The sequence below is a fragment of the Kribbella sancticallisti genome, from assembly GCF_039530625.1.
Taxonomy (GTDB): domain Bacteria; phylum Actinomycetota; class Actinomycetes; order Propionibacteriales; family Kribbellaceae; genus Kribbella; species Kribbella sancticallisti.
In genome coordinates this window covers 91,939-112,613 of the sequence record NZ_BAAAOS010000028.1, presented here as the reverse complement: position 1 = coordinate 112,613, position 20,675 = coordinate 91,939, and the positions used below count along the sequence as shown (strand labels likewise).

The 20,675-nt window shown below is 69.3% G+C and carries 18 protein-coding genes; 12 read left to right on the top strand and 6 right to left on the bottom strand.

The window, feature by feature from the left end:
* The first annotated feature begins 137 nt into the window (after window positions 1-137).
* Window positions 138-1,637, top strand: a complete 1,500-nt coding sequence (locus tag ABD255_RS21305) for a lysyl oxidase family protein (RefSeq protein ID WP_344216583.1) — start codon at window positions 138-140, stop codon at window positions 1,635-1,637.
* Between the two features lie 168 nt (window positions 1,638-1,805).
* Here the strand turns inward: ABD255_RS21305 and ABD255_RS21300 are convergent, their stop codons facing one another.
* Complete coding sequence (locus ABD255_RS21300; protein WP_344216581.1) at window positions 1,806-2,423, bottom strand: GNAT family N-acetyltransferase; 618 nt, start codon at window positions 2,421-2,423, stop codon at window positions 1,806-1,808.
* A 134-nt stretch (window positions 2,424-2,557) separates the two neighbouring features.
* Between ABD255_RS21300 and ABD255_RS21295 the strand changes: the two genes are divergently transcribed.
* Window positions 2,558-3,148: an ArsR/SmtB family transcription factor gene (locus tag ABD255_RS21295; protein ID WP_344216578.1), complete on the top strand. Its 591-nt coding sequence runs from the start codon at window positions 2,558-2,560 to the stop codon at window positions 3,146-3,148.
* Window positions 3,145-3,837, top strand: a complete 693-nt coding sequence (locus ABD255_RS21290) for an SRPBCC family protein (RefSeq protein ID WP_344216576.1) — start codon at window positions 3,145-3,147, stop codon at window positions 3,835-3,837. The genes ABD255_RS21295 and ABD255_RS21290 overlap by 4 nt, the downstream gene beginning before the upstream one ends.
* Here the strand turns inward: ABD255_RS21290 and ABD255_RS21285 are convergent.
* Complete coding sequence (locus tag ABD255_RS21285; protein WP_344216574.1) at window positions 3,828-5,366, bottom strand: MFS transporter; 1,539 nt, start codon at window positions 5,364-5,366, stop codon at window positions 3,828-3,830. The two genes, ABD255_RS21290 and ABD255_RS21285, sit on opposite strands and share 10 nt — an antisense overlap.
* 122 nt (window positions 5,367-5,488) lie before the next feature.
* On the opposite strand from ABD255_RS21285, the gene ABD255_RS21280 reads away from it, so the two are divergent.
* Window positions 5,489-6,364: a LysR substrate-binding domain-containing protein gene (locus ABD255_RS21280; RefSeq protein WP_344216572.1), complete on the top strand. Its 876-nt coding sequence runs from the start codon at window positions 5,489-5,491 to the stop codon at window positions 6,362-6,364.
* A gap of 42 nt (window positions 6,365-6,406) precedes the next feature.
* Here the strand turns inward: ABD255_RS21280 and ABD255_RS21275 are convergent, their stop codons facing one another.
* Window positions 6,407-7,222, bottom strand: a complete 816-nt coding sequence (locus ABD255_RS21275; RefSeq protein ID WP_344216570.1) for a UbiA family prenyltransferase — start codon at window positions 7,220-7,222, stop codon at window positions 6,407-6,409.
* A 30-nt stretch (window positions 7,223-7,252) separates the two neighbouring features.
* Here ABD255_RS21275 and ABD255_RS21270 point away from each other — a divergent pair, with 30 nt between their 5' ends.
* Genes ABD255_RS21270 through ABD255_RS21260 form a run of 3 tightly spaced genes read left to right on the top strand, consistent with a single transcriptional unit; the run spans window position 7,253 to window position 9,842 of the window.
* The gene (locus ABD255_RS21270; protein WP_344216569.1) at window positions 7,253-8,299 is read left to right on the top strand and encodes a type III polyketide synthase; all 1,047 of its coding nucleotides are present in this window, start codon (window positions 7,253-7,255) and stop codon (window positions 8,297-8,299) included.
* A complete protein-coding gene (locus ABD255_RS21265) occupies window positions 8,299-8,826 on the top strand; it encodes an isoprenylcysteine carboxyl methyltransferase family protein (protein ID WP_344216567.1) in 528 nt (175 codons plus the stop codon). Before ABD255_RS21270 ends, ABD255_RS21265 begins: the two co-directional genes overlap by 1 nt.
* On the top strand, window positions 8,823-9,842 hold the full coding sequence (locus ABD255_RS21260; protein ID WP_344216565.1) for an NAD(P)/FAD-dependent oxidoreductase: 1,020 nt from the start codon (window positions 8,823-8,825) through the stop codon (window positions 9,840-9,842). Before ABD255_RS21265 ends, ABD255_RS21260 begins: the two co-directional genes overlap by 4 nt.
* Window positions 9,843-10,152: 310 nt before the next feature.
* Here the strand turns inward: ABD255_RS21260 and ABD255_RS21255 are convergent, their stop codons facing one another.
* Entirely contained in the window at window positions 10,153-11,706 is a 1,554-nt protein-coding gene (locus ABD255_RS21255) for a PucR family transcriptional regulator (protein WP_344216563.1), read from the bottom strand.
* Window positions 11,707-11,796: 90 nt separating this feature from the next.
* Between ABD255_RS21255 and ABD255_RS21250 the strand changes: the two genes are divergently transcribed.
* Window positions 11,797-13,065: an NAD(P)/FAD-dependent oxidoreductase gene (locus tag ABD255_RS21250; protein ID WP_344216561.1), complete on the top strand. Its 1,269-nt coding sequence runs from the start codon at window positions 11,797-11,799 to the stop codon at window positions 13,063-13,065.
* A 626-nt stretch (window positions 13,066-13,691) separates the two neighbouring features.
* Here the strand turns inward: ABD255_RS21250 and trxA are convergent.
* Window positions 13,692-14,081, bottom strand: a complete 390-nt coding sequence (trxA, locus tag ABD255_RS21245) for a thioredoxin (RefSeq protein WP_344216559.1) — start codon at window positions 14,079-14,081, stop codon at window positions 13,692-13,694.
* Between the two features lie 95 nt (window positions 14,082-14,176).
* Window positions 14,177-15,052, bottom strand: coding sequence for an aldo/keto reductase (locus ABD255_RS21240; RefSeq protein ID WP_344216557.1), 876 nt, complete (start codon window positions 15,050-15,052; stop codon window positions 14,177-14,179).
* A gap of 896 nt (window positions 15,053-15,948) precedes the next feature.
* Between ABD255_RS21240 and ABD255_RS21235 the strand changes: the two genes are divergently transcribed.
* Genes ABD255_RS21235 through ABD255_RS21220 form a run of 4 tightly spaced genes read left to right on the top strand, consistent with a single transcriptional unit; the run spans window position 15,949 to window position 20,591 of the window.
* On the top strand, window positions 15,949-16,764 hold the full coding sequence (locus ABD255_RS21235) for a conjugal transfer protein (protein ID WP_344216555.1): 816 nt from the start codon (window positions 15,949-15,951) through the stop codon (window positions 16,762-16,764).
* Between the two features lie 52 nt (window positions 16,765-16,816).
* A complete protein-coding gene (locus ABD255_RS21230) occupies window positions 16,817-17,101 on the top strand; it encodes a hypothetical protein (protein ID WP_344216553.1) in 285 nt (94 codons plus the stop codon).
* Window positions 17,101-17,664 carry a hypothetical protein gene (locus ABD255_RS21225; protein WP_344216551.1) on the top strand — a complete coding sequence of 188 codons (564 nt, stop codon included), beginning with the start codon at window positions 17,101-17,103 and terminating at the stop codon, window positions 17,662-17,664. The genes ABD255_RS21230 and ABD255_RS21225 overlap by 1 nt, the downstream gene beginning before the upstream one ends.
* Entirely contained in the window at window positions 17,661-20,591 is a 2,931-nt protein-coding gene (locus tag ABD255_RS21220) for an ATP-binding protein (protein ID WP_344216549.1), read from the top strand. The genes ABD255_RS21225 and ABD255_RS21220 overlap by 4 nt, the downstream gene beginning before the upstream one ends.
* The last annotated feature ends 84 nt before the right edge of the window (window positions 20,592-20,675 follow it).

Here is a 20,675-nt window from a genome sequence, read left to right as displayed (position 1 = left end):
CAACTGAGATCAACCTTCGAACGACCTTGCCGGTCGTACTTCGTGACAGGGCTCGAGGACCCGTGTGAGGCGGGTCGGCCCGAACGGAGGGGTGAATCATCAACAATTCAAGGAGAATCGGCCGTACCGCGGTCGCGGTGGGCGGGGCTGCGGCAATGGTGGCGCTGGCCGCGGGAGCCGCCGGCGCGGCGTCCTCGGGGAGCGCGAAGGCGGCCGCCGAGCCGTCCCTGAAACTGGTTGCCGGAAGCACCGATGTGACGTTGGAGCGGTATCCCGAAGGTGGCGTGTTCCTGGATCTCGGGACGCACCTGGTGGCCGGCAGGAAGCCGGTCGAGGTGCGGGCGACGCGGAAGTCGTACGGCGATCCGATCGTCGCGAACCAGTTCGTGGCGGGGAAGCCGAAGGCGTTGCCGCCGGGGTCGGTGACGAGTTTCGCCGGGCTGGGCAAGTTCCTGCGGCTCACCATCACCGATGCCACCGGCAAGAAGGTCTACGACCGGGACCAGACCACCTGCCTCAACGGCGAGGGGTCGCGCACCCGGCCGGACGCGCCCGCCACGTCGCCGTACCCGGAGGGCTGTGGCGCGAATCCGTTCACGCTCGGCTCGGTCTGGGGGTTGCAGGCGGGTTGGTCGGCGAACACGGTCGCCTACGACGGCACCGAGGTGGATCTGCCGAACGGCAAGTACACCGCGAAGCTCACCATCAACAAGACGTACCGGGACTACTTCAAGATCGGCGCGTACGACTCGACCGTCTCCCTGAACGTCACGGTCAAGGATGCCGAGGACTGCGGTCCCGGGCACACGGAGGGCTGCCGGCAGGCCGGTCCCCAAGCGTCGAAACTGGTGGCCTCGGAGGCCAGGGCGAGCGCAGTACCGGAGTCGACTCCGAAGCCGCACGCGCAGCGGCCGACCGGGAAGGCGAGCGTGCCGAAGGGACCGAAGCCCGACCTGAGGTCGCTGCCGGCCTGGCAGATCGGTGTGGTGCCAGGCGAGGCGGGGACGCCGGACGCGGACAAGGACTTCCTGCAGTTCTCCGCGAACGTCTGGAACGCCGGGCCGTCGCCGCTCGTCCTGGACGGGTTCCGGCAGAAGGGCAAGGACCTGATGGACGCCTACCAGTACTTCTACGACACCAAGGGCAAGGAGGTCGGCTACCAGAAGACCGGCACGATGGAGTGGGATGCCCGCGACGGCCATCACCACTGGCACTTCACGGACTTCGCCCGCTACAGCCTGCTGAACGCGACCCAGACCGAGGTCGTCCGCAGTCAGAAGGAAGCGTTCTGCCTGGCCGCGACGGACGCCATCGACTACACGGTGAAGAACGCCAACTGGCACCCGTCGAACACCGACCTGCACACCGCCTGCGGCAACCAGGGTTCGCTGTCGGTGCGTGAGGTGCTCGACGTCGGCTCCGGTGACACCTACGTCCAGTCGCTGCCGGGCCAGTCCTTCGACGTGACCGACCTGCCGAACGGGACGTACTTCGTCCAGGTCGTCGCCAACCCGGAGAAGCGGTTGTTCGAGGAGAACCTGAACAACAACGTGTCGCTGCGCAAGGTCATCCTGGGCGGCACCAAGCACCACCGCACGGTCAAGGTCCCGCCGGTCCAACTGGTCGACGCGCCTTAGTCGACAGCCCGGTGGCGACCCTTCCTGGGGGAGGGTCGCCGCCGGGCCTCTCCGTCTGCGTGCAGGCTCTTGACCAGTCCAGTCCGGCTGGCGACCTTCGTCCCACCTGCGAGGGAAATCAATTTCTCCCGCCTGTGATCGTCCTGGCTCCGGCTCGACAATGTCTCGCTAGTACCGCGCTAGCCGCTTCTCCAGCTGAGCCCGGGTCTCGGGCCACTCCGTCGCGACGACGGAGAAGATCGCCGAGTCGCGCAACAGGCCCTTCTCGCCCGGAGCCCACGAGTTCGACCAGTTCCGCAGGACGCCCTCGAACCTCGCACCGACGCTCTCGATCGCGGCCCGGCTCCGTGCGTTGCGCGCGTCGGTCTTCAGGTCGACCCGGGCCACCTCCCAGGTCTCGAAGGCGTGCCGGAACAACAGGTACTTCGCCTCCGCGTTGACGCCGGTGCCCTGGGCGAAGGACGCCAGCCAGGTGAAGCCGATCTCGATCGCGCACAGCCGCTCACCGTCCGGCCACATCCGTGGATCCCAGTAGGACGTAGCCCCGATCGCGCGCCCTGACTGCTGCGAGATCTGCGCGTAGGGCGCGAGCTTGCCGGTCGCCGCGCGCCCGAGTTGGGCATCGATGTAGTCGCCGACCTCGTCGGCGCTCGGCACCCAGGTGAGGTCGTACGAGCTGCGGTCCGCCTCGGCGGCCTCGGCCAACTCGGCCGCGTGCCGGTGATCCAGTGGCTCGAGGCGCACGAGTTCGCCTTCGAGCACCGGTCCTTCGAGCTGGAACGGCATCGCCCCCACCACCTCTTTCGTCGGCCCTCATCGTTCCAGCCCGGCCGAACCGGCGGCGAGATATTTCCGCGATCCGGACTGCCGACGAACCTGGTGTTCTTGACAACTATTGTTGTCGGTGACAGGGTCGAGCCATGGACGACGTGCTGGTGATCGACGATCCGGCCGCGGCCGGTGTCTCGCTGGACCCGGTCCGAGTGCGCCTGCTGGCCGCGCTGGCCGAGCCGGGCTCGGCGACGACGCTGGCGACGAAGTTGGAGCTGCCCCGGCAGAAGCTGAACTACCACCTGCGCGCGCTGGAGAAGCACGGTCTGGTCGAGTTGGTGGAGGAACGCCGCAGGGGCAACTGCACCGAACGCGTGCTGCGAGCGAGCGCCTCGGCGTACGTGATCTCGCCGCGGGTGCTGGCCGGCGTGCAGCCCGATCCGGCGGTGTCGCCCGACGGGCTGTCGGCTCGCTGGTTGCTGGCCCTCGCCGCGCGGACGCTTCGCGAGGTCGGGGAGTTGCTGGCCGGCGCGCGGAAGGCCCGGCGCAAGCTCGCCACCTTCGCGGTCGACGGCGAGATCCGGTTCGCCTCCGCGGCCGAGCGGGCCGCCTTCGCCGGGGAACTGTCGGAGACCCTGCTGCGGCTGACGGCGAAGTACCACGACGAGTCGGCGCCGAGCGGTCGGACCCATCGACTGCTGGTTGCCGTGCACCCCAAACCGAGTGGAGAACACCGATGACCGAGGAACGCCGGCTGGAGCTCGAGATCGCGCTGGACGCGACTCCCGAGCAGGTCTGGGACGCGATCGCGACCGAGGCCGGGATGACCGCCTGGTTCGCGCCGATGGACCCCACCCCGGACAAGAACGGGCGGACCGCCGACGGCCGGGCGACGAGGTGGGAGCCGGGCCGCGGCTTCAAAATCGAGGCCGGGACCGGGTCGTACGAGTATCTGATCGAGGCGCGCGACGGCAGTTCCGCGGTACTGCGCTTCACCCAGACCGGGTTCACCGCGGACGACTGGGAAGCGGAGTACGAGGCGACCGCGCGCGGCTGGGGGCTCTACTTCCACACGCTCGCGCTCTACCTGTCGACCTTCGGCGGCGCGCCGGCCATCTATATTGTTGCCGAGGGCCCCGAATCCGAGAACACGGCGGAGTCCTGGCGCTGGCTGATGTCGACGATCGGGACGTCGACCGTGGGGGACAAGGTGGAGCTGCGGGTCCCGGGGCTGGAGCCGGTCGTCGGAGTGCTCGACTACTACGGCCCCAGCCACGTGGGAGTTCAGACCGACGATGCGCTGCTGCGATTCCACGGCCGCGATCTGCTCGGCATGTCTGTTGCGCTAGGCCACCACTACTACGGCGACCACGACGCCGAGCGCCTGCAGAACGCCTGGCAGTCGTGGATCACCGACATCTACCGGTGATGCAGCGGCTTGCGCCTGGTACGTCGTGGGCGCGGGTGCTGGTTGTCCCGCTGGTGATGCCGCCGCGCGATCGTGAACGGCCGGTCGATCCGCGGCGCCGCCGGCCGCTCGACCCGTACTTCGGTCTGGGCGAGCCCCAGGCGAGGTGGCTGCAGCCACGGTGACCTGGTCTCCGGGCGGACCACGACGACCCGGAAGCGGCCGTCCCGGCGGAGCCTGAGCGCGATGGCGATCGTGGCCACGGCCGGGACCAGCCCGGACAGCATCAGGCTGGTACGGGCGCCCCAGTGCTGGGCGATCGCGCCGACGAGCGGCCCGCCGATCGCACCACCGCCGATGAAGACCAGGTTGTAGATCCCGGACACCCGGCCGCGCAGTCCGTCCGGAGTGGTGAGCTGGACCATCGACTGGGCCGCGGTGAGGAACATCAGCGTCGCCATGCCCATCGCCGACAGCACCGGGATGAAGGTCCACAGCGACGGCTGGACGGCGGCCAGGACCTGGGTGACGGTCAGCAGCGACGCGATCCCGACCAGGTTCCGCAGCCGGGTCGGCCGCACCCGCCGGGCGGACAGCAGCGCACCGGTGAGCGCGCCGACCGCGACCACGGAGTTGAGCATGCCGTAGCCCGACGCGCCGGTGTGGAAGACCCGGTCCGCGAACGCGGTGAGCGTGACCGGCAGGCTGATCGCGAACATCCCGTAGATCCCGACCAGCGCGATCGCCCACCGGACGGCCGGCTCGTGCGTCGCGTAGCGCAGGCCGTCACGCAGGCCGTCGCGGATCCGCAGGCCGGCGCCGGCCCGCCGGGCCGCGTGCAGGCCCGGCATCTCGGACTCGCGCATCATCAGTAGCGCGGAGATCGAGCCGAAGAAGGTCACCGCGTTGACGGCGAAGGCCCAGCCGGTGCCGATCGTGCCGAGCAGGACGCCACCGAGCGCCGGCCCGATCATGCTGCCGAGCTGGAAGGTCGAGGACACCATGCTGATCGCGTTCCGGACCCGCTCCTTGCCAACCAGTTCGGTGACGAAGGACTGCCGGGTCGGGTTGTCGACGGCCGTCGCGAGCCCGAGGAACAGGGCCATCGCGTAGACCTGCCAGACCTGCACCTGACCGGCGAAGGCCAGCACGGCCAGGATGCCGGCCCCGGCGCCCATCGTCGCCTGGGTCACCAGCAGGACCTTGCGCTTGGGGAAGCGGTCGGCGATCACACCGCCGTACAGGCCGAGCAGGAGGGTCGGAAGGAACTGCAGCGCGGTGGTGATGCCGACCGCGGTGGCGCTGCCGGTCAGGGTCAGGACCAGCCAGTCCTGGGCGATGCGCTGGATCCAGCCGCCGGTGGAACTGACGAACAGGCCGCAGACCAGGAGGCGGAAGTTGCGGACCTGGAGGGCACTGAAGGTGTCCCGGAAGCCCGGCCGGCGCTGGGCCGGGGACAGTTCCGCGGGACGGGCGACCGGACTGGTCGCGGGGCGATGGGTGTGGAAGTCGGGGACGGGTGGGACAGAACCGGTGGCCCGGGTGGTCAAGAGTGATCCCTACGAAGTGGACTTGTCAGGGGGAGGACGCCTCCATCCTCACTGGTCCAGCCCGGATTCTGACAGCGAATTACTCCTATTAGTCTTATTGCGTCCCGCAATGAAGGAGTGATGTGGCCTACGACCCGGATCAGTTGCGCACGTTTCTCGCGGTGGCGCAGTCGCTGAGCTTTACCCAGGCCGCGGAACGGCTGGGCATCCGTCAGCCGACCGTCAGCCAACACGTTCGCAAACTCGAGACGGCGGTCGGAAGGCCGTTGTTCGTGCGCGACACGCGGACCGTCACGCTGACGGCCGACGGCGAGGCGATGGCCGGGTTCGCCCGCACCATCCTGGCCGCACACGAGGAGGCGGCCGGCTACTTCACCGGCTCCGAACTGCGCGGGCGCCTTCGGTTCGGCGTCACCGACGACCTCGCGCTGACCCCGTTGCCGCGGATCCTGCGCGACTTCCGCCAGTTGTATCCGCGGATCGACCTGGAACTGACCGTTGCGCAGAGCCCCAATCTGCTCCGCCGGGTGGAGTCCGGTCACCTGGACCTGGCGTACGTGAAGCACAGCCTCGGCGGCGGCTACGAGCCGAACGGCCGGGTGGTCCGGCGCGACCCGCTGGTCTGGGCGGGCATCGCCGGCACCCGGATCGCAGCCGATGGTCCGGTGCCGCTCGTCGCCTACCAGGCTCCCAGCCTCAGCCGGTCGCTCGGTGTCCAGACCCTGGAACAAGCCGGCCGGTCCTGCCGGATCACCTGCATCGTCCGGGGCGTCAACGGCGTCCTGGCCGCGGTCCGGGCCGGGCTCGGGATCGCGATCTTCGCGCGGTCGCTGATGCCGGCCGACCTGGTCGAGCCACCGCCGAGCGCGGGGCTGCCCGAACTGCCGGCCATCGACCTGGTGCTGATCACCAACCCGCGGGCGGCGAAGGAACCGGCCGAGGCGCTGACCGCCGCGATCCTGGGCAGCAACGCGCCCCTGAAGCCGGCGGCGGACTAGAAGCCGGCGACGGACTGGGGGACCACGCCTCGCCGCGCAGGACTAAGGGACCAGCGCGTCGCCGCGCAGGACCAGGGCGACGATGCTGACCGCGGCGACGGCGATGGTGACCAGGAACGGCGCGTTCTTCCAGGCGACGATCACGGTCAGGAGCGCCGCGACCACCGCCAGCGTGAGCCACCCGATCACGCCGATCGCTCCGGGCGGTCCGACCACCAGCAGCACCGTGGCCGCGGCGAGCGGCAGCGGAGCGAAGTACCGGGAGAGGCGTCCGATCCGCTGCGGCCAGCCCCGTACTCCGGTCGCGGCGTCATCCGCGAGATCCGGTACTACGTTCGCCAGGTGCGCGCCGACTCCCAGCAGAGCCGTGGCGGCCGATGCCCACCACGGCGCCCACGTGTCGTTGGTGCCGAGCGTGACGAAGGACGGCAGCAAGCCGAACGCGACGGCGTACGGGAGCCAGGAGATCACGGTCGATTTGAGCTTCAGGTTGTACGCCCAGGCGGCGGCTACGCCGACCAGGTGAGCCAGGCCCGCGAGCAGGCCGCTGGCCAGTGACAAGGGGACGCAGGCAGCCAGCATCGCGACGGCCCCGATCCAGACGGTTCGGCGACTCACCAGTCCCAGGACGATTGGTTTGTCGTTTCGGTGGACACTGGTGTCGCGGGTTGCGTCAATCGCGTCATTGCTCCAGCCGATTGAGAGGTGGCCGGTGAGGATTGCTGCGGCGACTAGTAGGCACCCGGTGGCGTCACGCCCGGCTGACCAGGCGACGACGGTGACCAGGGTGGTGACGGCAACGGTCGGGCCGGGATGGCTGGCCATCGCCAGACCTCGGAGGGTGCGGGTCGCGGACACCTCGCCCACGATGCCATCAACGATGCCGCGATGACGCGGATCGCCGGGGTACAGGCCGCGTTGCCGCCGCACCGATACGCCCAGCACGAGTTGACCGACGCCTTCGCGGAGCTCTGCCTGCCCGATGGCAAAGGGCTCGCGTTGCTCCGTCGGCTGCATGCCAACGCGGGCGTGTCGTATCGGCATCTCGCGCTGCCGTTGGAGCAGTACGCAGTACTGAAGGACTTCGGGGCGGCGAACGACGCGTGGATCTCGGCGGCGGTCGACCTCGGCGCGGAGGCGGTGGCGGGTGCTTTGAAGGCCGCCGGACTCACGGTGGATGACGTGGACGTGCTGATGCTCACCACCGTCACAGGAGTGGCGGCACCGTCGATCGATGCTCGCGTCGCGATGCGGCTGGGTCTGCGCGGTGACGTCAAGCGGCTGCCGCTGTTCGGACTGGGCTGTGTCGGGGGAGCGGCCGGGATCGCGCGGCTGCACGACTATCTGCTGGCCTGGCCCTCGCAAGTCGCGGTGCTGCTGTCGGTCGAGCTGTGCTCACTCACGCTGCAGCGGGACGACTCGACGCTGCCGAATCTGGTCGGTGGCGCGCTGTTCGGTGATGGCGCGGCCGCGGTGGTGCTGACCGGTTCGGACCACTCGGCGGCGGCCGGTCCGTCGGTGGTCGCGACCCGCAGCCGGCTCTACCCCGAGTCCGAGCGGGTGATGGGGTGGGACGTCGGGTCCGGCGGGTTCCGGATCGTGCTCGGCGCGGACGTGCCCGAAGTGGTCCGGAAGTACCTCGGGGACGATGTCAAGGCGTTCCTGGCCGCCCAGGGCCTGACCGTGCCCGAGATCGGCACCTGGGTGAGCCATCCGGGCGGGCCGAAGGTGCTGGAGGCGGTCTCGGAGACGTTGGGACTGCGCCCGGGCGCGCTCGAGCTGACCTGGAAGTCGCTCGACGCCGTCGGCAACTTGTCGTCCTCGTCGGTGCTGCACGTGCTCGGTGACACCATCCGGCTGGATCCTTCGGGTCACGGGCTGCTGCTTGCGATGGGCCCCGGCTTCTGTTCCGAGCTCGTCCTGCTGGAGTGGTGATGGATTCGTCGTTGTGGTGGTACGCCGTCCTGGTGCTGGTGGTCGGGCTCGAACGGGTCGCCGAGTTGGTGGTCTCGCTGCGCAACGCCCGCTGGAGCTTCGAGCGGGGCGGGGTGGAGACCGGCAAGGGGCACTACCCGTTCATGGTGCTGCTGCACACCGGGTTCCTGGCCGGCTGCCTGGTCGAGGCGATCGTGGCCGACCGGCCGTTCATTCCGTGGCTCGGCTGGACGATGTTCGCCGTGGTGCTGCTCGCGCAGGGGTTGCGGTGGTGGTGCATCACGGTGCTCGGTCATCAGTGGAACACCCGGGTGATCGTCGTACCGGGGTTGTCTTTGGTTGCTGCAGGCCCCTATAAGTGGCTCCGGCACCCGAACTACGTGGCGGTGGTGGCGGAGGGGATCGCGCTGCCGCTGGTGCACACCGCGTGGATCACGGCCGCGGTGTTCCTGCTGCTGAACATCCCGCTGCTGGCGGTCCGGATCCGCGCTGAAGAGGCGGCCTTGGACTCCGCGCTGACGAAGTGATCGATCTTCTCGTGGCCGGTGCTGGGCCGGCGGGCGCGGCGACCGCGATCCGGGCCGCTCTGGCCGGGCTGTCGGTCGCCGTCGTCGAACCGCGGTCCACGCCGATCGACAAGGCCTGTGGCGAGGGGATCGCCTGCAGTGCTGTGTCGTATCTTGACCGGCTCGGGGTGTCGCTGGAAGGGCGGCCGTTCTACGGGATTCGCTATCTCGACGCGCGGCACGTGGTCGACGCGCGCTTCCGCGCCGGACCGGGCCTCGGAGTACGGCGTACTGTCCTGCAGCAGGCTTTGTCCGACCGGCTGGCCGCGCTCGAGATTCCCGTCGTGTCGTCGCGGGTCGAGACGATCACCCAGAACACCTCCTCGGTGACGGCCGCCGGCATCACCGCCCGGTACCTCGCTGCCGCGGACGGTCTGCATTCGCCCATCAGGCGGCAACTCGGCCTTTCGCAGCCGCGCGAGCCTGCGGAGGTTCGCCGCGGATTGCGGCGGCACTATTCGATCGCCGCGTGGAGCGAACTGGTCGAGGTCTACTGGTCGGCTCTCGGCGAGGCGTATGTGACGCCGGTGGCCGACGATCTGGTCGGGGTCGCGATCCTGACGTCGGAGCGTGGGTCTTTCGACGAGCATCTGGAGGCGTTTCCCGCGCTGAAACGGCGGTTGGGCGCCGCCACGGAGGCTACGTCGGTGCTGGGGGCGGGGCCGCTGCGGCAACGCGTCCGGGGGCGGGTGAGCGGGCGAGTGTTGCTGGTCGGCGATGCGGCCGGGTATGTCGACGCGCTGACGGGCGAGGGGATCGCGGTCGCCTTGCGGACGTCGGCGGAATTGGTCCGTTGTGTTTCGCAGGATCGGCCCGAGGCGTATGAGGCGGCCTGGCGGCGGGTGTCCTGGGAGTGCCGGTTGCTGACCGGGTCGTTGCTGTGGGCCCGGAACCGGTCGTTGCTCGCTCCCCGCATCGTGCCCGCGGCGGCGCGGCTTCCGGGGGTTTTCGGGGTGATCGTCAATCGGCTGGCCTGAAGGCCTTTGAACCCGGCGTCGGGCTCTGAAACCCGCGTCGGGCTCTCCAACCCGCGTGGGTCGCTGAAACCCGCGTGGGCCCGGCGATCGCTCAGACAATCGCCGGGCCCAACGATGGCCGAGCATCCTGGTGAAATGCTCGCCCGGGGTGCTCCAGCCTCCTGGTGAAAGGCTGGAACGGTCTGCCCCAGCATCCTGGTGAAAAGCTGGGACAAGCTCTCGGTGTTTCTGAGTAAAAGATTGCCAGTCGGATGTTGCCCAACCATTGCCGGAATATGAAGCCTTGTTACTCAGCCCTGTGGCCTACGTCTCAGTGCTCTGTCCGGACCGCCGCGATCTGGAGTTGCAGCGCGAGGCGTTCGCGGGGATCGGACAGGTCGAGCTTGGCGATCTCGCCGATCCGCTTCATCCGGTGCCGAAGGGTATTGGTGTGCAGATGGAGGTCCCTGGCCGCCTGCTGCGGCTGACCCGGGTACTCGAGCCACGCCTTCAAGGTGTCGACGAAGGCGGTGTCGTGCTCGATGTCGTGCCGCAGCAAGGTGGCGAGGGGTCCGTCGAGCTTGGTCGTGTCGAGCGAGGTGACCGCCCGGTGCACGGTGAGGATGTGCCAGGCCTGGTCTACGCGGAGCGCCGGGCCAGGAGCCAGCTCACGGCGTACCAGGTTGAGGAGTTCGACCGCCTCGGCTCGGGAGCTGGGGAGGTCGGCGGGGCCACGTGCGGGACCGCCGGCGGCGGCCGTAGTACCGGGGGAGTCTTTGGCGAGGTCTGTGACGAGCTTGCGGAGCCAGCGCCACGAGCCAGGGCCGTCTCCGTCCGACACCACAGCCAGTACCGTGCCGTCGAGGTCGGCCAGCTGCGGCTCGCTCCACCCGTGCCGGCGACCTGTCGACTCCCAGAGGTCCAGCTCCTGCGGTACGTCGTACCCGGCGGGTGAGCCGAGCGCCACCACCCGCCACGGCGGCGGAGGCAGCCGTACGTCGACCGTGGTGTCGGGGGAGTACTGCCTCAGGATCGTGCGGAGGCGGTCGATGGCGCTGCGCCTTGCGACATCTGCCTGAGCCCTGAGGCGGAGGAGGTGCAGCGCTAGTACGGAGGCTGCGTTGCTGAGCTCGGCAGTGACCTCTGCGCTCACTGGACCGTCCACCACCGCCCAGATCGACCCCAGCCACTCACCACCAGCCCGCACCGGTACTACGAGCCGCGGGCGGATGCCGTTCGGCCCGTCCGGTACCAGGAAGGGCTCGCTCGACCGGGCCAGGCGGCGGAAGATCCCCCGGGCCCGGAAGTGGGCGATCACCTCTGCGGGGACCCGGCGGCCGACGATCGTCGACACCCGGGTCGGATCCGTGTCCGAGACGTCGTGAAGGCTCGAGTAGGCGAGCACGCGCGACTGGTTGTCCTCGATCGTCACAGGGGCGTCCACGATCGCTGCGGCGGCGTCGGCCAGAGCGAACAGCTCTTGGTGGACTCCTGCGTCGCCAGCCGCGGGGGAGTCGGGCGCAGCCGCCCGGTCGATAACACCGCGCAGCAGCCACACCACATGGGCCCAGGTGACGCTTGGCTGGAGGGCGACCAGCGTGAGCAGCCACTGCTCCGCTGCGGCGACTACCTCTGGGTCCTGGGCGAGGCCGGTCCGCAGAACGATGCCGGAGGCGTTGCCGGCGGCGCACCGCTTCACGAGCTCCACTGCCTCTTCTGCGTTACGCAGGCCGAGCCCCAGGACCAGGTCGCCAGGCTCACCCGTGGCAGGCTCTTGCGGGTCGGCGACGAAAACGTCGCGAACCTCACCCTCGCCGCGGCCCGCGACAACGACCTCGAAGAGGGCTGGTCCGACGGCAATGACCAGGTCAGGCGCAGTGATCATGAGGTTATTGTGCTCTCACCACCGTCATTTCGCTCATTTATGGTGTCATCGCACCATGACAGCGGTTCGGGGCGGCCGCACCATCGATACATGGTCGCTTCCGCGCAAGGCACTCACATCGTCCCCGACCGGGTCGCCGTCGTCGGCGCCGGCATGGTCGGCCTCGCCACCGCCTGGTTCCTCCAGGAGGCCGGGGTCGAGGTCACCGTGCTGGATCGCGAAGGCGTCGCGGCGGGTGCCTCCTGGGGCAACGCGGGCTGGCTCACCCCCGGCCTGGCCACCCCGCTGCCGGAACCGGCCGTCCTCAAGTACGGCATCGGCGCGGTGCTGAGTCCCTCCTCGCCGGTCTACGTGCCGCCGACCGCGAGCCCGCGGCTCATCTCGTTTCTCACCCGGTTCGCTCGCAACAGCACCGCCGGTCGCTGGAAGACCGCGATGGAGGCGCTGGTGCCGATCAACCGGCAGGCGCTGAACGGGTTCGACGCGCTGGCCAAGGCTGGCGTCGAGGCGGAGACCTATGAGGCGAAGTCCTTTCTGGCCGCCTACCGGACCGAGGCCGAGCGCTCGGTGCTGCTCGAGGAGATCGAGCACATCCACGCGGCCGGCCAGGGCATCGAGTTCGAGCCGATCAGCGGCGACGACGCCCGGGAGATCGAGCCGTCGCTGTCCGACGAGATCGGCGCGGCCATCCGGCTGCACGGCCAGCGCTTCATCAACCCCGGCGACTACGTGCAGATGCTGGCCGACTCGGTTCGCGCCCGCGGCGGCGAGATCGTCAGCGGTGTCGCGGTCAAGGACATCGTCGACGGGATCCGCGACGTCCGGATCATCACCGCCGACGGCGAGAGCCGGCCGTACGACGCCGTCGTGATGGCCACCGGCGCCTGGCTCGGGGATCTGGCCCGGCAGTTCGGCGTACGGACCGTCGTCCAGGCCGGTCGCGGGTACAGCTTCAGCGTGCCGATCGCGCACGTGCCGGCCGGCCCGGTGTACTTCCCGGCGCAGCGGATCGCCTGCACGCCGCTCGGTGACCGGCTGCGCGTCGCCGGGATGATGGAGTTCCGCAAGCCCGACGCGAAGCTCGACCCGCGCCGGATCGAGGCGATCGTCGAGGCGGCGCGCCCGCTGCTGCGCGACGCCGACCTGGACGCCCGGACCTTCGAATGGGTCGGTCCGCGTCCCTGCACCCCCGACGGCCTGCCGCTGATCGGCGCCACCGCGTCGCCGCGGGTCTTCGCCGCCGGCGGTCACGGCATGTGGGGTATCACCCTCGGCCCGATCACCGGCCAACTGCTCGCAGAGACCATCACCACCGGTCGCACCCCGCACGAACTGCTCCCTTTCAACCCTCTCCGCTGACCGACCTCCCGTCGCGGGCGAGCCGTACCCCAGCCGCCTCCCCGCGACGGGACCTACCGCGGCCTCCACCCTGCAACGAGGCCCACGCGGCCTCCTCCCTGCAGGAGGCCGCCGCACCAGCCGACCCCGCATCTCCCGGGGCTCCGGCCGCACCACCCGGGCCCCGCGACTCCGCGGCACCCCGGCAGCACCACCCGGTACGTGCGACCTCACGCACAACCCGGCCGCACCATCCGGTACGTGCGACCTCACGCACGCCCCGGCAGCACCATCCGGCTCGTGCGACCTCACGTACGGACCGGCCGCACCACCCCGGACCCGCGAAACCTGCGGGACCGGGCCGCAGTACCGGCTCGTGTGATGCCCTCGCACGGCCGGCCAGCACCACCGGCGGTCATCCGGCAGCGCCTGGCGGACCCGCCGGCATTACCGGCCTCCGAGACGCCTCACTCCCGGAGACCACCGCGGACGGTTCCCACCCTGCCGGGAACCGTCCGCACCACCCGGTCCTTTGCGGGGACCGGCCGCGGTTCTAGAGCGCCTGCCGAAAACCGCTGAAGAACACAGGAAAGCGGTCCAGACCGAATGTTCAGGTCTGGACCGCTCTCTGTATATATAGGTACGGCTCAGTGCGTGTGCGGCTCCGTGCCGTGCTCCGCCTCGTGGGCCGCGATCTGGGCGCGAACCTCTTCCATGTCGACCGCGCGCAACTGGGTGATCAGGTCCTCCAGCGCGGCAGCCGGCAGCGCGCCCGGCTGGGAGTACAGAACGACGCCGTCGCGAACCGCCATCAGCGTCGGGATGGAGCGGATCTGGAACGCCTGGGCCAGCTCGACCTGCGCCTCGGTGTCCACCTTGCCGAACGTGATGTCCTCGTGCGTCTCGGAGGACTTCTCGTACACCGGCCCGAACATCTTGCACGGACCACACCACTCAGCCCAGAAATCCACCAGGACGAGCCCGTCGGAACCGACGACCTCGTCGAAGTTCTGCTGGGACAGCTCGACCGTTGCCACTACGACCTCCGAAGTTAGACGAATACCCCCACTACAACAGCGCGGGCCCCGCCGGTGTTCCCCGGCCAGGCCCGGGCTGCCCGCAGTACGGAGAGTCAGATCGGGATGTCGATGAACGGTGACGTGTAGTCCTGCACCTCTTCCAGGATCGCAGCCGCGTCCTCCGGGCTGAGATCGACCCGCTCCTTCTCGGCGACGATCATCTGCTGCAGCAGCCGGGTCTCACCCGCGGTCGCCAGCCCGGCGATCTCGGGATGCCCGTTGAGCAGCCAGGCTGTGGCGGCCGTCACATAGCGTTGCTCGTCGAACGGCCGGTACCAGGTGTCGTACGACTTCTCCTCGCCCTCGCGCCAGTTGCGCCGGGCGATCATCTTGATCACCATCAGCGCCGCGTCCGAGGCCTTCACCGCCTCCACCAGCTCCGCGTAGTCATCGGCGTACTTCGGATCGGTGGACAGCCGGTAGTTCAACGGGGTGAGCACGCTGTCGAAATCGAACCGGCGCAGCCCCTCACGGTGCACCGACGGCGCCTGGTCGGTGTGCCCGGTGATCCCGATCGCGGACACCATGCCCTCCTCCTTGGCCCGGATCGCGGCCTCCAGCGAGCCGCCCTTGCCGGTGACCAGGTCGAGGTTCTCCAGATCGCAGACGGCGTGCATCTGGATCAGGTCGACGTGGTCGGTCTGCAAGCGCTCCAGCGAGCGGTTGATCTCGGCCCACGCCTCGTCGTACGTGCGGCGTCCGGTCTTGGTGGCAAGGAAGATCCGGTCCCGGATCTCGCCCATCCGCGGCCCGAGCCGCAGCTCGGCGTCGCCGTAGTCGGCCGCCACGTCGAAGTGGTTGATACCGGCGTCGAGCGCCTCCTGGATCGAAGCGTCGGCCCGATCCTGGTCGACACCTCCCAGCGAGGCGGCGCCGTAGATCAGAACCGAGCTCTGGTGCTCCAGCCGCCCGAGTCGACGAGTCTCCATGCGAGTCCCTTCAAAGGTCTGCAAGTCATTCAAAACCCTAGTACTTTGACCCCTCGCCACGGGAGAGTTTTCCACAGGCTGGTCCACGAAATCGGTTACTATGCGTGATCAGTTGATGCGTTCTTTACCATGTTCTTCGCACGCATATTCGAACCTGTCGCCCGCGTGTGGCATGGTTTGCGCAGCCCGATCGAACCGGCTCGGGCATGAGAGAGGAGTTATGGCGACGGTACCGAAGGTGTCACGCTTCACCCGCGGATGTGCAGCATGCGCAGAAGCGGGTAACTGTATGGCTGCGGGGAGCGATGGAGCTTCCGGATCCTGGTCTCGGGTCTCCCGGTGGGCAGTTGCGTGCCGTATTCTCCCGGCTACTGTCCGCGTAACTGCTGTTTGAGGGGCGGGTAGCGATGAGTTGGTGGCGAACGTTGCTGAATCTGCCGCCAAAAGGTGAGCATTGGGCAGACCAGCGGCGCACGAAGAAGCCGGGCAAGCAACGCCCGCAGAACACCGCACCGGAGTGGTGGTCACACCCCGACGGACCGGTGTCCCCTACGCCTCGCCAGGCGCAGGGAGTAGCCGCGCAGTACAGCGCACCACCCGGACCGACTCCTGGTGGCGTGATGGCACCTCCGCGCCGCCCCCAACCGCCCGGTCAAGCTCCGACGGACCAGCCCCCCACAGGCCAGCCGCCGGCAGGTCAACAGCCCGCCGCCCGTACTGCGGGTCCGCAGCAGCCTGGTTCGCGACCACCTGAGCGGCTCCGGCAGCGATCCCCCCACGGGGCTCACGCGGCACCAGGCCCGGTCCGAGAGCCCCTTCAGCCGTCGCAAGCACCTTGGTCGACCGAACCGGAGTCCTCGTTCTCCACCTGGGCACGGCGGTTCTTCCGCGGCTTGGTGGTCGCAGTACTGCTGCTGGCCGCGATCAGCGGAGTACGGTCCTGGATCCGTCCGAACGAAGCTCCCGAGACGATCATTGCCGGTCAGTCCGGCTACCCCTCGGATGAGGCCCGCGCTGTCGCCACCCGCTACGCGGTGTCCTACATGACCTGGGACGAGGCGAACGCCGACGCCCGGGCGAGCCAGATCAGCCTCGACCTGGCCGCCGGCCTGGACGCCCGCGCCGGCTGGAACGGCCGAGGCAAGCAAGCCGCCGGTACGGCGTACGCGGGCGAGGTCAAGGTCGATTCCGGCGGCGTGGCCGCCACGGTCGACGTACGGGTGCAGGTTCGGGCGTTCGTCCGGCAGGGCCGCGCTTTCGTGCCTGGGGCCTTCACCTGGGTCCGCGTTTCCGTACCGGTCGCCAAAACCTCGTCGCGGATCGTCGCCAGCGGTCCGCCGTCGTTCGTCCCGGACGAGCGGGCCGCGCTACCGGACAACATGCCCGAGGCAGGCGTCCCGGACGACGACCTGACCGCGGCGACCCTGAAGGACGCTGAGGCTTTCTTCAGCGCCTACGCCGAGTCCGACGCCAAGGTGGAGGCGGTGACCGCGCCGGGCGCCGCGATCCGCAGCCTCAACGGCACGGTGAAGCTCGGCGAACTGAAGGACTGGCAGGTCTTCGCCGGAAACGATGACGAGCGCCGGGCCACGGCCGCCGTCACCTGGGACGGTGCCGGGGACACCACCCTCGACCAGACCTATTCGCTCACTCTTCGGCGTACTGTCGCCGCGGACGGAGCACAGCGATGGCAAGTGGCTGCCGTCGGATGACCACAGCTGACTGCCGTCGGATGACCGAAGCACCAAGGGAGATACCGCAATGATGACTCACCAACTCGTCGCGAGCGTCGTGGAGCTTGCCGCGCCGCTGGCCGACAGCAACGTCCCGACGGGGGCGGATTTCAAGGACTGGGTCCTGGTCATCGCGGGGAACATCTTCATCGCGATCCTGGTGTTGCGCGCGATCGGGCACTACTTCAAGCGCGAGTGGGGCGAACTGTTCGGCCACATCGCGGCCGGCATCCTCGTCGGTGGCCTGATCTACGCGAACAACCAGACGATCAACGTGCTCAAGGGCTTCTGGGGATTGCTGGCCGGAGGTAATTGATGCGTGTCGGCCGGACCCTGACCCATCACTTCGAGATCGAGACCCGGCAGTACGACCTGCTCGGCATCGACCTCGGAGAAGGCGCCCGTCGACGGATGATCATCTTCGGTGCGGTGATCATCCTCGTCTGGATCGCCCTGCTCGTCCCGTTCATCGGGGTGCCGCAGAAGGCCACCGTCAGCCTGTACGTCGTACCGCCGTTCGTGATCACCGCGTTCGGCTGGCGGGCCGGCAAGCACCACGAACGCCGCCGCCGCGTGACCGAGTGGGCGCTGGCCGTCCGCTACGCGTTGCGTGCCCACCGCCCGATCATCGGACTCGGCGCCCGGGCCGCCGACAAGACGGAGTACCTGCCATGGCGTGAGCGCGTCGCGACCCAGAAGGTGGCCAACCTGGCGAAGGCCAGGGTGACCCCGGAGTGGGAGCGCGAGGACGTGGTGGAGCTTGACCCGCAGGTCCGCGCCGGCGCGGACATCACCGTGAACCAACGGGCCCGCCTCCTGGGGGCGGACCACGTGCAGAGGGTCAGTCGCAGGTCGTCGTCAGGGAAGAGGCACGGATGAAGATCGCTGACAAGCTCCTGAACCTGGTCGGTGTGGGTCGTGAACGCGGCCTGCCGCCGCCTCGTCTGGTCGCCATCGCCGACGGTCTGCTGGTGACCGAGCGCAGCGCCGAGGCGTGGTTCCTGATCTCGGTGGCGAACACCGACCTGGCCACGGAGGCCGAGCAGGACGCCGCGCTCGACGCGGCCGTCAGCGCGGCCGCCACCATCCTGGGCGACCGGCTCAGCCACCTGAAGGTGGTCTGGGGCCGCTCGACCGGCCAGGACTACATCGACAGCGTCACCGGCCACTACCGGCTCGGCGACCACGAGGGCTGGGCGCAGACCCGCGCGGACCGGATCGACGAGATGCGGATGCCGGAGCGGTACGTCGCGCTCGGCGTGCACCTCAGCGACCGTGACCCGCGGGCCACGGCCCAGGTCCGCGGCTCGATCAGCGACGCCCTCGGTACGACGTCCTGGCGGGTCAGCGCGCGCGAGCTCGCCCACCTCGACGAGCGGGTCCGCAAGCTCGGCCGCCAGCTCGGCTCGACCGTCTGGCGCGCCCACACCGCTCCTGCCGAGGTGATCTCCTGGCTGGTCAGCCGCGAGATGCACCGCGGTGCCGTCGCGGCTCCCCGCCGCGGCCTGATCACCGGCGCCTCGCTGGCCCGCCTCACGGCCGGACGGGTAGTGCCGTACACCGATCACCTGCGCATCTTCGACACCCGCGGCCAGATCGCGGCGTACACGACGGTCCTGGCGATGACCGACTTCCCGGAGGAGCTGGAGACCCCGGGCGCCGGCGAGTGGCTGCGGACCTTGTCGGAGATCAAGGCCATCGATGACGACGGCGAGGAGATCGACGTCACCGTCGAGGCCTCGGTCCGGTTCCGCGTGCTCACCAAGAAGACCGCGCGGCACCTCGTCGACGAGACCCGCAAGAGCGCCAAGGAACAGCGTCGCTCAGCCGCGAAGGGCACCGCCGAGGAGACCGCCGACGAGATCGTCGAGACCGAGCGGGTGATGCGCGAGGTCAAGCGCGACATCAACCGCAGCGGCCTGACCCTGGTCGAGGACCACCCGCGGCTGCTGGTCAGTGCCGACACCCGCGAGGACCTCGAGACGTACGTCGACGCCGTCATCGCGCACTACGCCGACCGCGGCATCACCGTGGCGGCCGGCGCGGACGAGCAGCGCGACCTTTGGCTGGAATCGCTGCCAGGCGACCAACTCCGGGTGCCCGACCTGGGCCATGTGCGTGAGTCGACCGCGTTCTTCGGTTCGTGGTTCTGGGGCGGCGCGTCGATCGGTGACGCGACCGGTCCGGCCATCGGTTATCTGACCGGGTCGACGCCTGGTCTGGTGCGCTTCGATGCCGCGGCTGGTTCGGCTCTGGGTGACGCGACGACGACGTTGTTCCTCGGCCGTTCTGGTCGAGGCAAGACGACCGCCGCGATGCTTGGTGGTCTCGACTCCGCCTTCGCGGGTGCCTGGGTGCCGCTGCTGGACCTGAAGGGTGACGCCGCCGGCGTGTCCGCGGTCGCCGCTGAGTACGGCGTACCGACTGCTGTCATCGAGATCACGGCACAGTTCTCTGGTGCCGCCGACCTGCTGCGCGTCCTGCCTGTTGACGACGCGTTGCTGCAGGCTCCGTCGCAGCTGATGTTGCTCCTGCCGCCGCATCTGCGAGGTGCCGCGGAAGCCCCCGTGATGGCGGCGACGCGTGCCGAGATTCAGTCGCCGGACCCCTCTTCCTGGGGTGTCATCCAGCGACTCTGCGCCTCCGAATCCGAGACCACCCGTACTGTCGGCTTCGCGCTGCGCGACCTGGTCGAGACCGGCCTGGGCTCCGTCGTCGCGGGCCCGCCGTCAGGCCTGTCGTCCTTGACCACAAATCCTGGCCTCTGGGTCGTGCAGATGCCCGGCCTGACCCTGCCGTCGCCCGAATCGGCCCCGGAGTCCTGGTCCCCGATCGAACGCGTCGGCATGGCCTGCCTCCGCGGCTGCCTCGCCTGGATGGTCCGTACCACGGGCCGCCGGGAGTTCCGCGGCCGCTCGAAGGTCGTCATCGTGCCCGAGGTCCACCTGCTCACCAAGACACCCGACGGCGCTTCGTTCCTCGACTACATCGCCCGCGTCGGCCGCGCCCTCGGTGCTTCGCTGGTCCTGGACACCCAGGACCCGGCGTCCATTCTGAAGCTCCCCGGCCTGGTCGAGCAGATCACCACCCTGTTCGCCTTCAGCCTCCGCTCCCGCGAACAGGTCGACTCCCTGCTCGAACTGCTCGGCCGACCGCAGACACCGCCGTACCAGACGCTCGTCCGCGGCATCAACACCGCCGCCAACGGCAAGAGCATCCGCCACGGCCACTGCATCATGCGCGACCGCTGGGACGAGGTAGCCACCGTCCAGATCGACATCCCCAGCCAACGCGTAGCCGACCTCCTCCGCACCACCCCCGAGTCGGAACACGACCTGGAACCCACCCAACCGATCCTCCCGCCATACGAGGAACCGGACCCCTTCGCCGACGACGACCTAGACGACACCCTGGAACCAGCCGCCGTAGCCCACGCCCAGGCCGAAGCGCACACCATGGAGCCCGTCCAGGACACCCCCCTCCCCTCAGTCCCAGTCGTAGAACACTCCACCCACCACACCCCGGCGACCGCCGCCTCCAACGGCGCACCCACCCCCAACGGCGCAGCCCCCACGGCCCCCAACGGTGCCGCTCCCGCAACGCCCAACGGCGCCGCTCCCACGCCCCCCAACGGCCAGGACCACGCCCACCCCCCACGCTACGAAGAACCCATAGGCCCCAACGAGGTCTACGACCAAGAGGCAGACGAAGCCGCCTACAACGAAGCTATGTACCCCACCCCCGAAGGCGACCCAACCCCGCCTTCCAACGGCAACGGCCCGTCAAAGAAGGAGCACGTCGCATGACATGGTCCCGCCGTCTCCGCACGGCGCTGACCACCCTCACGATCTCCTTCATCGTCACAGCCCAACTAGCCCTAGCCGCCGACC